Raw genomic sequence first — 13,426 nt, 5'->3', positions numbered from 1 at the left:
GTTTCTTGCCGGAGGTAGAGCACTGGATAGGCGATGGGCCCTACCGGGTTACTGACCTTAGCCAAACTCCGAATGCCGGTAAGTGAGAGCACGGCAGTGAGACTGTGGGGGATAAGCTCCATGGTCGAGAGGGAAACAGCCCAGAGCATCGACTAAGGCCCCTAAGCGTACGCTAAGTGGGAAAGGATGTGGAGTCGCAGAGACAACCAGGAGGTTGGCTTAGAAGCAGCCACCCTTGAAAGAGTGCGTAATAGCTCACTGGTCTAGTGATTCCGCGCCGACAATGTAGCGGGGCTCAAGCGTACCGCCGAAGTCGTGTCATTGCAGCGTATAGCCCCAACGGGTGCTGTGATGGGTAGGGGAGCGTCGTGTGCCGGGTGAAGCAGCCGCGGAAGCGAGTTGTGGACGGTTCACGAGTGAGAATGCAGGCATGAGTAGCGATACAAACGTGAGAAACGTTTGCGCCGATTGACTAAGGGTTCCTGGGTCAAGCTGATCTGCCCAGGGTAAGTCGGGACCTAAGGCGAGGCCGACAGGCGTAGTCGATGGATAACCGGTTGATATTCCGGTACCCGCTGTGAAGCGTCAAACATCGAACCAGACGATGCTAAGGCCGTGAAGCCGTTCCGGACCCTTCGGGGAAAGGAAAGTGGTGGAGCCGCTGAACCAGATCTGCAGTAGGTGAGTGATGGGGTGACGCAGGAAGGTAGTCCATCCCGGGCGATGGTAGTCCCGGGGTAAGGGTGTAGGACGTGCGATAGGTAAATCCGTCGCACACATAGTCTGAGACCTGATGCCGAGCCGATTGTGGCGAAGTGGATGATCCTATGCTGTCGAGAAAAGCCTCTAGCGAGTTTCATGGCGGCCCGTACCCTAAACCGACTCAGGTAGTCAGGTAGAGAATACCGAGGCGTTCGGGTGAACTATGGTTAAGGAACTCGGCAAAATGCCCCCGTAACTTCGGGAGAAGGGGGGCCATCACCGGTGATTGGATTTACTCCATGAGCTGGGGGTGGCCGCAGAGACCAGCGAGAAGCGACTGTTTACTAAAAACACAGGTCCGTGCGAAGCCGTAAGGCGATGTATACGGACTGACGCCTGCCCGGTGCTGGAACGTTAAGGGGACCGGTTAGTGCGCTTTCGGGCGTGCGAAGCTGAGAACTTAAGCGCCAGTAAACGGCGGTGGTAACTATAACCATCCTAAGGTAGCGAAATTCCTTGTCGGGTAAGTTCCGACCTGCACGAATGGCGTAACGACTTCTCGACTGTCTCAACCATAGGCCCGGTGAAATTGCACTACGAGTAAAGATGCTCGTTTCGCGCAGCAGGACGGAAAGACCCCGGGACCTTTACTACAGTTTGATATTGGTGTTCGGTTCGGCTTGTGTAGGATAGCTGGGAGACTTTGAAGCATGCACGCCAGTGTGTGTGGAGTCGTCGTTGAAATACCAGTCTGGTCGTGCTGGATGTCTAACCTAGGTCCGTGATCCGGATCAGGGACAGTGTCTGATGGGTAGTTTAACTGGGGCGGTTGCCTCCTAAAGAGTAACGGAGGCGCCCAAAGGTTCCCTCAGCCTGGTTGGTAATCAGGTGTTGAGTGTAAGTGCACAAGGGAGCTTGACTGTGAGACCGACGGGTCGAGCAGGGACGAAAGTCGGGACTAGTGATCCGGCGGTGGCTTGTGGAAGCGCCGTCGCTCAACGGATAAAAGGTACCCCGGGGATAACAGGCTGATCTTCCCCAAGAGTCCATATCGACGGGATGGTTTGGCACCTCGATGTCGGCTCGTCGCATCCTGGGGCTGGAGTCGGTCCCAAGGGTTGGGCTGTTCGCCCATTAAAGCGGTACGCGAGCTGGGTTTAGAACGTCGTGAGACAGTTCGGTCCCTATCCGCTGTGCGCGTAGGAATATTGAGAAGGGCTGTCCCTAGTACGAGAGGACCGGGACGGACGAACCTCTGGTGTGCCAGTTGTCCTGCCAAGGGCATGGCTGGTTGGCTACGTTCGGGAGGGATAACCGCTGAAAGCATCTAAGCGGGAAGCCTGCTTCGAGATGAGTATTCCCACCTCCTTGAGAGGGTAAGGCTCCCAGTAGACGACTGGGTTGATAGGCCAGATCTGGAAGCCCGGTAACGGGTGGAGGTGACTGGTACTAATAGGCCGAGGGCTTGTCCTCAGTTGCTCGCGTTCACTGTGTAAGTTCTGAGGCAACGAACAGTTGCCGGATTTGAGCTGAACTACATCAACACAAGTAAAAAGTGTGCTTGTTCGCTCGAAACCATTAGGGTTTCGGTGGTCATAGCGTGAGGGAAACGCCCGGTTACATTCCGAACCCGGAAGCTAAGCCTCACAGCGCCGATGGTACTGCAGGGGGGACCCTGTGGGAGAGTAGGACGCCGCCGAGCAATCTTTGGAGGACCCCTGGTCCCAGCGTTCAGCTGGGACCAGGGGTCCTTTTGTTTTTACAATACTTGCGGTACCGAAGACAGGAGTCACCCATGTCCACCAACTCGCCCGAGGACCGGCCGGAGCGCGACCAGCGGCGACGTGACAGTGGTGACCGCGGAGACCGCGGTGGCAACCGCGGCGACCGTGGCAACTTCCGCCGCGACAACGACCGTAACGACCGCGGCAGTTACGGCCGGCGTGACGACAACCGTGGCTCCGGCTCCGGCGACCGTCGTGACGACAACCGCGGCGGCGACCGTCGCGACGACCGTGGTTCGCGTCCGTCGTTCCAGCGTGACGACCGTGGCCCGCGCCGTGACGACCGTGGCGGGGACCGTGGTTCGCGTCCATCGTTCCAGCGTGACGACCGTGGCCCGCGCCGTGACGACCGCGGCGGGGACCGTGGTGCGCGTCCGTCGTTCCAGCGTGACGACCGTGGCCCGCGCCGTGACGACCGCGGCGGGGACCGTGGTGCGCGTCCGTCGTTCCAGCGTGACGACCGTGGCCCGCGCCGTGACGACCGCGGCGGGGACCGTCCGCCCTTCCGTCGTGACGACCGCCGCGATGACCGTGGCGGCGACCGTCGTGACGACCGCGGTGGCTTCCGCGGTGGAGACCGTCGCGACGACAACCGCGGTGGCGGGTACGGCGATCGCGGTGGTGACCGTGGTGGCTTCCGCCGCGACGACCGTGGTGCGCGTCCGTCGTTCCAGCGTGACGACCGTGGCCCGCGCCGTGACGACCGCGGCGGGGACCGTCCGCCCTTCCGTCGTGACGACCGCCGCGATGACCGTGGCGGCGACCGTCGTGACGACCGCGGTGGCGATCGTGGTGGCTTCCGTGGCGGCGACAACCGCGGTGGCGGGTACGGCGACCGCGGTGGTGACCGCGGCGGCTTCCGCCGCGACGACCGTGGTGCGCGTCCGTCGTTCCAGCGTGACGACCGTGGCCCGCGCCGTGACGACCGCGGCGGGGACCGTCCGCCCTTCCGTCGTGACGACCGCCGCGATGACCGTGGCGGCGACAACCGCGGTGGCGGGTACGGCGACCGCGGTGGTGACCGTGGTGGCTTCCGCCGTGACGACCGTGGCGGCGACAACCGCACCGGCGGCTACGGCGACCGTCCGGCCTTCCGCCGTGACGACCGTAGCGGCGACCGTCCGGCGTTCCGCCGTGATGACAGCCGCGGTGGCGACCGTCGTGACGACCGTGGCGGCGACCGTGGCGGCTTCCGCCGTGACGACCGTAGCGGCGACCGTCCGGCGTTCCGCCGTGATGACAGCCGCGGTGGCGACCGTCGTGACGACCGTGGCGGCGACCGTGGCGGCTTCCGCCGTGACGACCGTAGCGGCGACCGTCCGGCGTTCCGCCGTGATGACAGCCGCGGTGGCGACCGTCGTGACGACCGTGGTGGCGACCGTGGTGCGCGTCCGTCGTTCCAGCGTGACGACCGTGGCCCGCGTCGTGACGACCGCGGCGGTGACCGCGGTGGCTTCCGCCGCGACGACCGTGGCGGCCGGCCGGCCGGCGGTGGCTTCCGTGGGCGTGACGACCGGCGTGACGACCGGCGCGACGGTGGCTTCCACGGCCGCGACGAGCGTGACCGGGACCGCGACCGCGAGCCGATCAAGCGGCTGCCGATCCCCGAGGACGTCACCGGCGATGAGATCGACAAGGACGTCCGGCAGGAGCTGCAGAGCCTGCCCAAGACCCTCGCGGAGGACGTCGCCAAGAACCTGGTGATGGTCGCGCGGCTCATCGACGAGGAGCCCGAGCGCGCCTACGCCTACTCCAAGGTCGCCCTGCGCCTGGCGTCCCGCGTGGCAGCCGTCCGTGAGGCCGCCGGTTTCGCCGCGTACGCCAACCAGAAGTTCAGCGAGGCTCTCGCCGAGTTCCGCGCCGCCCGGCGCATGACCGGCACCGTGGAGCTGTGGCCGGTGATGGCCGACTGCGAGCGTGGGCTCGGACGGCCGGAGAAGGCCCTGGACATGGCCGGCGCCCCCGAGGTGCAGAAGCTGGACAAGGCCGGCCAGGTCGAGATGCGGCTCGTCGCCGCCGGTGCCCGGCGCGACATGGACCAGCTGGACGCGGCGATCGTGACCCTGCAGAGCCCGGAGCTGGCCTCCAACTCGGTCCAGCCGTGGACCGCGCGCCTGCGCTACGCCTACGCCGACGCCCTGCTGGCCGCCGGCCGGGAGACCGAGGCGCGCGAGTGGTTCGCGAAGACCGTCGAGGCCGACCGCGACGGCAGCACGGACGCCTCCGACCGGCTCGCCGAGCTGGACGGCGTGGAGTTCGTCGACGCCATGGGCGAGGACGAGGTCGAGGTTGAGGTCGAGGCTGATGCCGAGGCCCCGATCGAGGGCGAGCGCACCGAGCGTGCCGCCGAGCCCACGGACGTCGCCTCGCAGGACCGTGACCAGCGCCGTGACGACGCCGACGTCGCCGAGGGCGCCGAGGACGACAAGTCCGAGGACTGACGCGGCCCGTTGACCGCACGGTGAACGGATGACAGAAGGGCGGGACCCCGGGGGGTCCCGCCCTTTTTGCGTTGGCGCGCCGGTGCGCCGGTGCGCCGAGATCAGATCTCCAGTGCGCGCAGCACCAGCCCGGACGCCGGCTTCGGGCCGAACGACGTCGACTTGCGGGGCATGGTCACCCCCTGGCGGGCCAGATCGCGTACGACCTCCTCGCGGACCGGGTGCATCAGCACGGCCGTGCCGCCGTCCCGCTCAGCCTTGGCGACCGTGGCCGCCGTGTCGTGGATGTAGGCGATGTGCGCGGGGGAGTCCTCGGGGATGTGCCAGACGTGCTCCAGGAGCGTGGCGTGCAGCACCGTGGCGTCCAGGGAGCGCCAGGCGGCCGGGCGGTCGGCCGGGACGGTGCGGGCGAGCAGCTCCGGGTCCGGGCGGTCGATCAGGTGGAAGGCGCCGTCGCCGGCCAGCAGGAAGGCGTTGCCCGCGCAGGCCGCGTCGGCCAGCGCCTCCAGCGCCTCGGCCAGCGGCACGTCGAGACGCCGTACCCGGAACAGGCCGTCCAGGGCCGCCAGGGCGTCCGCGACCGGCAGGGCGTGCAGGAGGCGGTGGATGGCGCGGACGCGGAGCGGGTAGCGGACGGTGTCGACCAGCAGGACCAGGCCGTGGTCCCAGGGGCTGGGGGAGGGGTGCTCCGCACGCAGCCGCAGGTAGGTGGCCCAGCGGTGGTGGCCGTCGGCGATGAGGGCCTGGTGGTGGGCGAGGTCGGACTGGACACGGGACAGGTCGGCGGGGTCGGTCACCGCCCACAGGCGGTGCTGGAAGCCGTCCTCGGTGGTCGTGGCCAGCAGCGGCGCATGCCCGGCCGTGCGCTCGACGACCTCGGCCGTCGGGCCGTCGCCCCGGTAGGTCAGCAGCAGCGGCTCCAGATTGGCGCGGGTGGCGCGCATCAGGGCCGCGCGGTCGGCGACGACGGGCGCTATGACGTCCTCGTGCGGCAGCACCACGCCCTCGGAGGGCTCCGACACGCGCAGGGCGCCGATGACGCCGCGCTGGAGCATGCCGTTGCCGTCGCGCTGCTCGTACACGTACAGGGCGGGGTCGGGGTCGGCGGTCAGGACTCCCTCGGCCAGCCAGCGGCGCAGGGTGTCGGCCGCCTGTTCGTTGCGGGCGCTGGGCGTGCCGGCCTGGGGCAGGATCAGCCGGACGATGTTGTACGGGTCGGCCGACTGCAGGTGGTACAGGCCGTCGGGGCGTACGACGACGTCGTACGGCGGGGAGGTGACGGAGGCGAGGCTGCCGACCCGGTCGGGGTCGTAACGAAGGCCTCGGAACGGGGTCAGTTCCAGGCCTCGGCGCGCCTTTGCTTCCGAGGGACCTGCTGTGTTCATCCCGGCATCGTACGTGTGTCAGTGGGGTGGGGGATGATCGGGGGAAACACGGTCGAACGAGGAGCGATGCGGAATGAGCCAGGGCGTCAGGACGAGGCCCGAGGGCCCCGGGAGCAGCAGCCGGCCCCTGAGCGAGGCGTACGACACGGCGCTGCTCGATCTGGACGGGGTGGTGTACGCGGGCGGGAACGCGATCGCGCACGCCGCCGACTCGCTGGCCGTGGCCCGCGAGGGCGGGATGCGGCTGGCGTACGTCACCAACAACGCGCTGCGCACGCCGGACGTCGTGGCCGGGCACCTCACGGAGCTGGGGATACCGACGGAGGCGGAGGACGTGATCACGTCCGCGCAGGCCGTCGCGCGGCTGATCAGCGAGCAGGTGCCGGCCGGGGCGCGGGTGCTGGTCATCGGCGGTGAGGGGCTGCGGGTGGCGCTGCGCGAGCGGGGCCTGACGCCGGTGGAGTCCGCGGACGACGACCCGGCGGCGGTCGTGCAGGGGTACGGCGGCCCGGACCTGGCGTGGGGCCGGTTCGCGGAGGCGTCGTACGCCGTGGCCCGGGGTGTGCCGTGGTTCGCGTCCAACACCGACCTGACCATCCCGAGCGGGCGGGGCATCGCGCCCGGCAACGGCGCCGCGGTGGAGGTCGTACGGATCGCGACCGGCGCCGAGCCGCAGGTGGCAGGCAAGCCGCTGCCCCCGATGCACCGGGAGACCATCCTGCGCACCGGCGCCGAGCGGCCGCTGGTGGTCGGGGACCGGCTGGACACGGACATCGAGGGCGCGTTCAACGGCGGGGTGGACTCCCTGCTGGTGCTGACCGGCGTGACCGACGGCGCCCAGCTGCTCGCCGCGCCGCCGCGGCACCGGCCCACGTACGTGGACGCCGACCTGCGGGGGCTGCTCACCGGCCAGCCGGATGTCACCCGGGAAGGTGACGGTTTCCGCTGCGGCGGGTGGACGGCCACGGCCGGGGCGGACGCGCTGGAGCTGGTGGGGGAGGGCGAGGCGCTGGACGGTCTGCGGGCTCTGTGCGCGGCGGCCTGGACGGCGGCCGGGGACGGCTCCTGCGAGCTGGACGGGGCCAAGGCGCTGGCACGGCTCGGACTCTGAGGGCGCGGGCATTTTGAGGAGGCGGGCACTGAAGGTGCGGGCACTCTGAGGGCGCGGGCACTTCGAGGGTGCGGCGCCCCTGAGGGCGCGGGAGTTCACGGTGTGGGGTGCCTCGGCGTCGAGACCAAATGCGAGGGTAGGCTAACCTAACCTCGTGTTGGTCGACAGTCCTCCGGAACAGCGCGCGGAGACCTCCCCCGCGCCCCCATCCCGCCGGGCGGTGCGGGCCCTTGGGCTCCTCCTCTCCGCCGCGCTCCTGGTGCTCGTCGCTCTGGCGAGCATCGCGGTCGGGGCGAAAGCGCTGTCGCCGGACCAGGTCTGGCACGGCCTGTTCCACGCCACGGGAACCTACGGCGACGTCGTCGTGGACGAACGGATTTCGCGTACGGTCCTCGGCCTCCTGGCCGGGGCCGCGCTCGGCCTGTCCGGCGCGGTCCTCCAGGCGCTCACCCGCAACCCGCTGGCCGACCCCGGGCTGCTCGGCATCAACGCGGGTGCCTCCGCGGCCGTCGTCACCGCCATCACCTACTTCGGCGTCACCAGCCTGACCGGCTATGTGTGGTTCGCCTTCGCCGGCGCGGCCGTGGTGGGCGCGCTGGTCTGGTTCCTCGGCGGCAGCAGGGGCGCGACACCGGTACGGCTCGCGCTCGCCGGCACGGCGATCAGCGCCGCGCTGTACGGCTATCTCCAGGCCGTGATGATCACGGACGACGCGGCGCTGGGCAAGATGCGCTTCTGGACGGTGGGCTCGCTGGCCTCGGCCACGGACTCGACCATCGAGCAGGTGCTGCCGTTCCTCGCGGCCGGCACGGTCCTCGCGCTCGCGCTGGCCCGGCCGCTGAACGCCATGGAGATGGGCGACGACACCGCCCGCGCGCTCGGCGCCCACCTCAACCGCACCCGGGCGCTGGCCATGCTCGCCGCGACCGTGCTGTGCGGGGCCGCGACCGCCGCCTGCGGTCCGATCGTGTTCGTCGGCCTGATGGTCCCGCACATGGTGCGCTCCTTCACCGGCCCCGACCTGCGCTGGATCCTGCCGTACGCCACGGTCCTGTCGCCCGTGCTGCTGCTCGGCGCCGATGTCGTCGGCCGGGTCGTGGTCCGGCCCTCGGAACTCCAGGTCGGCATCGTCACCGCGCTCATCGGCGGCCCGGTCTTCATCTTTCTCGTACGACGTCGGAGGACGGCCCAGCTGTGAAGACCCGACACAGGAGCCGTGCTGTGCGCACCCCGGGCGGGCTGTCGCTGCGCCTGGACGTCCGCGCCCTGACCGTCGTCGCCTTGCTGCTGATCGCCGCGCTCGCCGCGAGCGTGGCACTGATCGGCACCGGCGACGCGAAGATCCCGGCGGCCGACGTGCTGAGGACGCTGGCCGGGGACGGCACCGCGTACCAGGACTTCATCGTCAACGAGCTGCGGCTGCCGCGCGTCCTGGTCGGCCTGCTGGTCGGCGCCTCGCTCGGCCTCGGCGGCGCCCTGTTCCAGGCCGTCTCGCGCAACCCGCTGGGCAGCCCCGACGTGCTGGGGCTGTCGCAGGGGTCGACCGCGGGCGCGCTGGTCGTCATCGTGCTGATGTCCGGCAGCGCCGCACAGGTCACCGTCGGCGCGCTGATCGGCGGCCTGCTGACCGGCCTCGCCATCTACCTGCTCGCCTGGAAGCAGGGCGTGCACGGATACCGGCTGGTCCTGGTCGGCATCGGCGTCTCCGCGTTCGTCACCGCGGTCAACGGCTACCTGCTCACCAAGGCGGACCTGGTGGACGCGGCCCGCGCGGTGGTGTGGATGACCGGCTCGCTCAACGGCCGTGACTGGACGCAGGTCTGGCCGCTGCTGTGGCTGTGCGCCGTCCTCGTCCCGCTGGTCCTGGTCAACGCGCGGGGCCTCAGGATGATGGAGATGGGCGACGACGTCGCGAACGCGCTCGGCGTGCGCGTGCAGCGCGTACGGCTGGTGCTGATGGTCTCCGCCATCCTGCTCACCGCGGCCGCGACCGCCGCCGCGGGACCCGTCAGCTTCGTGGCGCTCACCGCGCCCCAGCTCGCCCGGCGGCTGACCCTCCCCCGCTGCCTCAAGGGCGCGAGAGGTGCCCCCACGCCCGGCCCCAACCTGGTGCTCTCCCTCTGCATGGGCGCCACCCTGCTGGTCGCCGCCGACTGGGTCTCCCAGCGCGCCTTCGGCGCCGACCAGCTGCCCGTGGGCGTGGTCACCGGCGTCCTGGGCGGTGGCTATCTGCTGTGGCTGCTCGTCACCGAGCGCAGGGCGGGCCGGATATGAGCGAGAGCAAGGGCGGCCCGGAATCGAGCGGCTCGCACCAGAACACCCGAAGGAGCACCGTGAACCGCCTGTCCGCCGAGAACGTCACCCTCGCCTACGACCAGCGCGTCATCGCCGAACAGCTGTCGGTGGAGATACCCGACAACTCCTTCACGGTGATCGTCGGCCCGAACGCGTGCGGCAAGTCGACGCTCCTGCGGGCGCTGTCGCGGATGCTCAGGCCCAGCCAGGGCCAGGTGCTGCTGGACGGGCAGGTCATCCAGTCGATGCCCGCCAAGAAGGTCGCCCGCACCCTCGGCCTGCTGCCGCAGTCGTCGATCGCGCCGGACGGCATCACCGTCGCCGACCTCGTCGGCCGCGGCCGCTACCCGCACCAGGGCCTGCTGCGCCAGTGGTCCGCCGAGGACGAGCGGGTCGTACAGGAGTCCATGGCCCAGACCGGGGTCGCCGAGCTGGCCGACCGGTACGTCGACGAGCTGTCCGGCGGTCAGCGCCAGCGCGTCTGGATCGCCATGGCACTCGCCCAGCAGACCCCGCTGCTGCTCCTGGACGAGCCGACCACCTACCTCGACATCCAGCACCAGATCGACGTCCTCGACCTGTGCGCCGAGCTGCACGAGACCCAGGGCCGCACCCTGGTCGCCGTCCTGCACGACCTCAACCACGCCGCCCGCTACGCCACCCACCTCATCGCCCTGCGCGGCGGCACGGTGATCGCCGAGGGCGCCCCGAACGAGATCGTCACGGCCGAGCTGGTCGAGGAGGTCTTCGGACTGCGCTGCCAGGTCATCGACGACCCCGAGACGGGCACCCCGCTGGTCGTGCCGGCCGCGCGCAGGGCCCGCACGGCGAAGGTCACTGCGGGTTCCTGAGCGGGCGCGCAGGGGTCGACGGCGCGAGGACGGCGCGAGGGATCGACAGCGCGAGGACGACGCGAAGGGCCGAGAGGGGCGCGCGGATCGAGAGGGGCGCGGAGCGGGCCGCTGCGGCCGTCGCCCACGCCCCGCTCACAGCGGCCGGCCGCGCGTCACACCAGCCGGGCCCGCGTCACACCCGTCGGCCCGGCCCCGCCTCACAGGAGCTTTCTGAGCTGGAACAGGTCCAGCAGGCTCGCCTCCAGGCGGATCCGGCCCGAGCCCCAGGCGGTCGCGAAGTTCAGCCCGCCGTCCACCAGGGACACCAGGTCGTCGCCGGCCATGGCGAGTCTTATCCGGGCCCGCTCGCGGGGCGCCCCCGGGTAGGTCTCGTCCACCTGGATCCGGCCTCCGGTCATACGGCCGGCGAAGGTGACGTCCAGGTCGGTGACATGACAGCTCACCGAACGGTCCAGGGCGGCGGCCGCGCGGACATCGCCCTCGGCCCCCTGCATGTTGTCCGAAAGCTTCTCCAGTGCGGCGCGGCACTGCTCGATCGTGGCCATCGCGGACGACGGTACCCCAGTGGTTCGCGGTAGCGTCTGGGCATGAGCGAGTCCGTGTCCGGGGCAGAGAGCGTCACCGCGGCCGAGCGTGCCGGCGGCCCTCCCGCCGGTCCCGGCGTCGATGGCGCGGCCGAGCCCGCGTACGACCCCGCCGCCCCGGCCCCCCTGGGCCTCGCGCGCGTCCCCACCGGCGACGCCGAGGTCGACGCCCGGCTGGAGCGGCTGGCCGACGCCGGCCACCTCGCCACCGACGGACACCTCGAGGTGTACGAGGATGTACACCAGGGGCTGCGCGACGCGCTCACCGCGCTCGACGCCCGCCCAGGACCTCCGGATCCCACACGGTATCCGGCCGGTGCCCCTCGGTGAGACCCTTCGGGTCGCACCTTTTCGATCGTCGTACCAAAAGCAGGAGCTGAACCGAACGTGGCAGGAGTCGCACGCCGTCGTCTGGACGCTGAGCTGGTCCGCCGGAAGCTCGCGCGCTCGCGTGAGCACGCCGGCCAGCTGATCGCCGCCGGGCGGGTCACCGTGGGCAAGACCGTGGCGACCAAGTCGGCCACCCAGGTGGAGACCGCCGCGGCGATCGTGGTCCAGGCCGACGACGGCGACCCGGACTACGTCTCCCGGGGCGGCCACAAGCTGGCCGGCGCGCTGGAGGCCTTCGTGCCGCAGGGGCTCGCCGTCGAGGGCCGGCGCGCGCTGGACGCCGGCGCGTCCACCGGCGGCTTCACCGACGTCCTGCTGCGCGCGGGCGTCGCGCACGTCGTCGCCGTGGACGTCGGCTACGGCCAACTCGCGTGGTCTCTCCAGAGCGATGAACGCGTCACCGTCAAGGACCGTACGAACGTACGCGAGTTGACGATCGACGCGATCGATGGAGAACCTGTGGATCTTGTCGTGGGTGATCTGTCCTTCATCCCGCTCGGGCTGGTGCTGCCCGCCCTGAAGCGGTGCGTGAAGCCGGACGCCGACCTGGTGATGATGGTCAAGCCGCAGTTCGAGGTGGGGAAGGAACGGCTCGGCAGCGGGGGTGTCGTACGGAGTCCGCAACTGCGGGCGGAGGCCGTGCGAGGAGTGGCCGAGAAGGCCTGGGAACTGGGGCTCGGGGTGCGTGGAGTCACCGCCAGCCCGCTGCCCGGTCCCTCGGGCAATGTCGAGTACTTCCTGTGGCTGACGGCCGGTGCTCCCCCGCTGGATCCGGCCGATGTCGAGAGAGCAGTGGCGGAGGGGCCGCGTTGACACAGAACCGAGCGCGAACTGTTTTCCTGCTCGCCCACACCGGGCGGCCCGCGGCGATCCGCAGTGCGGAACTCGTCGTGAAGGGCCTGCTGCGGAACGGCATCGGGGTGCGGGTGCTGGAGGAGGAGGCGTGCGACATCCCGTTGTCCGACGAGGTGGAACTCGTCAAGGAGGCGACACCGCAGTGCCTGGACGGTTGTGAGCTGCTGATCGTCCTCGGCGGCGACGGCACGCTGCTGCGCGGCGCCGAGTTCGCGCGGGCCTCCGGGGTCCCGATGCTCGGCGTCAACCTCGGGCGCGTCGGGTTCCTCGCCGAGGCCGAGCGGGACGACCTCGACCGGGTGGTCGACCGGGTGGTGGCACGGTCGTACGAGGTCGAGGAGCGCATGACCATCGACGTCGTCGTGCACCGCAACGGCGACATCGTGCACACCGACTGGGCGCTCAACGAGGCGGCCGTGCAGAAGGCCGGCGCCGAGAAGATGCTCGAGGTCGTGCTGGAGATCGACGGGCGGCCGGTCACGGAGTTCGGGTGCGACGGGATCGTCCTGTCGACGCCCACCGGGTCCACGGCGTACGCGTTCTCCGCCGGCGGGCCCGTGGTGTGGCCCGAGGTGGAGGCGCTGCTGATGGTGCCGATCAGCGCGCACGCGCTGTTCGCGAAGCCGTTGGTGACCTCGCCGGACTCGGTGCTCGCCGTGGAGGTTCTGCCGCACATCCCGCCGGGGGTGCTCTGGTGCGACGGGCGGCGGACCATCGAGCTGCCGCCCGGGGCCCGGGTGGAGGTCAGGCGGGGCGCCGTGCCGGTGAGGCTGGCCCGGCTGCACCACGCGTCCTTCACCGACCGGCTCGTGGCGAAGTTCGCGCTGCCGACCACCGGGTGGCGGGGAGCGCCGCACTAGCGGATCACGGGGGCGCGCCGAGGTGTATCGGCGGCCGCGGCTCCCGCCGCGGCTTGTCGCGCGGTTGCGCGCGCCCCTCGGGGTGGCCCCCCTCAGGGGTGGCCCCCCTTGGAGGGGGCCCCTTGGAGGGGACCCCCTCGGAGTGACATCGGCGCCCTATGTGCG

Annotated in this window: 10 protein-coding genes, 2 rRNA genes and 1 pseudogene (1 of these 13 cut by a window edge); 11 read left to right on the top strand and 2 right to left on the bottom strand. The window is 70.2% G+C overall.

The window, feature by feature from the left end; translation table 11 throughout:
- From OIB37_RS08840 to OIB37_RS08825, 4 genes and pseudogenes are all read left to right on the top strand, one after another.
- Positions 1-2,175 (top strand): 23S ribosomal RNA (locus OIB37_RS08840) (it extends 966 nt beyond the left edge of the window).
- 112 nt (positions 2,176-2,287) lie between these two features.
- Positions 2,288-2,404 (top strand): 5S ribosomal RNA (rrf, locus tag OIB37_RS08835).
- A 1,002-nt stretch (positions 2,405-3,406) separates the two neighbouring features.
- Positions 3,407-4,015 (top strand): annotated as a pseudogene (locus OIB37_RS36275) (hypothetical protein); the annotation flags it as partial.
- Between the two features lie 66 nt (positions 4,016-4,081).
- Positions 4,082-4,927: a hypothetical protein gene (locus tag OIB37_RS08825; RefSeq protein WP_330461798.1), complete on the top strand. Its 846-nt coding sequence runs from the start codon at positions 4,082-4,084 to the stop codon at positions 4,925-4,927.
- A 101-nt stretch (positions 4,928-5,028) separates the two neighbouring features.
- Here the strand turns inward: OIB37_RS08825 and OIB37_RS08820 are convergent, their stop codons facing one another.
- The gene (locus OIB37_RS08820; protein WP_330456979.1) at positions 5,029-6,312 is read right to left on the bottom strand and encodes a DUF1015 domain-containing protein; all 1,284 of its coding nucleotides are present in this window, start codon (positions 6,310-6,312) and stop codon (positions 5,029-5,031) included.
- Positions 6,313-6,385: 73 nt separating this feature from the next.
- Between OIB37_RS08820 and OIB37_RS08815 the strand changes: the two genes are divergently transcribed.
- The 4 genes from OIB37_RS08815 to OIB37_RS08800 all read left to right on the top strand — a co-directional run bounded on the left by OIB37_RS08815 (position 6,386) and on the right by OIB37_RS08800 (position 10,569).
- The gene (locus OIB37_RS08815; protein WP_330456978.1) at positions 6,386-7,423 is read left to right on the top strand and encodes an HAD hydrolase-like protein; all 1,038 of its coding nucleotides are present in this window, start codon (positions 6,386-6,388) and stop codon (positions 7,421-7,423) included.
- Between the two features lie 154 nt (positions 7,424-7,577).
- Positions 7,578-8,621 carry a FecCD family ABC transporter permease gene (locus tag OIB37_RS08810; RefSeq protein ID WP_330456977.1) on the top strand — a complete coding sequence of 348 codons (1,044 nt, stop codon included), beginning with the start codon at positions 7,578-7,580 and terminating at the stop codon, positions 8,619-8,621.
- Entirely contained in the window at positions 8,618-9,697 is a 1,080-nt protein-coding gene (locus OIB37_RS08805) for a FecCD family ABC transporter permease (protein ID WP_330456976.1), read from the top strand. Before OIB37_RS08810 ends, OIB37_RS08805 begins: the two co-directional genes overlap by 4 nt.
- Entirely contained in the window at positions 9,694-10,569 is an 876-nt protein-coding gene (locus OIB37_RS08800) for an ABC transporter ATP-binding protein (protein ID WP_443058127.1), read from the top strand. Before OIB37_RS08805 ends, OIB37_RS08800 begins: the two co-directional genes overlap by 4 nt.
- A gap of 200 nt (positions 10,570-10,769) precedes the next feature.
- Here OIB37_RS08800 and OIB37_RS08795 read toward each other — a convergent pair whose 3' ends face one another.
- A complete protein-coding gene (locus tag OIB37_RS08795; protein ID WP_330456974.1) occupies positions 10,770-11,117 on the bottom strand; it encodes a sterol-binding protein in 348 nt (115 codons plus the stop codon).
- A gap of 42 nt (positions 11,118-11,159) precedes the next feature.
- Here OIB37_RS08795 and OIB37_RS08790 point away from each other — a divergent pair, with 42 nt between their 5' ends.
- From OIB37_RS08790 to OIB37_RS08780, 3 genes are read left to right on the top strand one after another with little or no spacing between them, the layout of a single operon-like run.
- Positions 11,160-11,486 carry a hypothetical protein gene (locus OIB37_RS08790; RefSeq protein ID WP_330456973.1) on the top strand — a complete coding sequence of 109 codons (327 nt, stop codon included), beginning with the start codon at positions 11,160-11,162 and terminating at the stop codon, positions 11,484-11,486.
- Between the two features lie 57 nt (positions 11,487-11,543).
- Positions 11,544-12,359: a TlyA family RNA methyltransferase gene (locus OIB37_RS08785; RefSeq protein ID WP_330456972.1), complete on the top strand. Its 816-nt coding sequence runs from the start codon at positions 11,544-11,546 to the stop codon at positions 12,357-12,359.
- Positions 12,356-13,261, top strand: coding sequence for an NAD kinase (locus OIB37_RS08780; protein ID WP_330456971.1), 906 nt, complete (start codon positions 12,356-12,358; stop codon positions 13,259-13,261). The genes OIB37_RS08785 and OIB37_RS08780 overlap by 4 nt, the downstream gene beginning before the upstream one ends.
- The last annotated feature ends 165 nt before the right edge of the window (positions 13,262-13,426 follow it).

Origin of the sequence: Streptomyces sp. NBC_00820 (assembly GCF_036347055.1) — a bacterium.
Taxonomy (GTDB): domain Bacteria; phylum Actinomycetota; class Actinomycetes; order Streptomycetales; family Streptomycetaceae; genus Streptomyces.
Note: the sequence above shows the minus strand (reverse complement) of the source record. Positions and strands in the feature narration are given on the sequence as shown.

Coding starts and splice junctions, on each gene's coding strand:
- OIB37_RS08820 (WP_330456979.1), bottom strand. CDS start 6,312: ATGAACACAGCAGGTCCCTCGGAAGCAAAGGCGCGCCGAGGCCTGGAA.
- OIB37_RS08815 (WP_330456978.1), top strand. CDS start 6,386: ATGAGCCAGGGCGTCAGGACGAGGCCCGAGGGCCCCGGGAGCAGCAGC.
- OIB37_RS08800 (WP_443058127.1), top strand. CDS start 9,694: ATGAGCGAGAGCAAGGGCGGCCCGGAATCGAGCGGCTCGCACCAGAAC.
- OIB37_RS08795 (WP_330456974.1), bottom strand. CDS start 11,117: ATGGCCACGATCGAGCAGTGCCGCGCCGCACTGGAGAAGCTTTCGGAC.
- OIB37_RS08790 (WP_330456973.1), top strand. CDS start 11,160: ATGAGCGAGTCCGTGTCCGGGGCAGAGAGCGTCACCGCGGCCGAGCGT.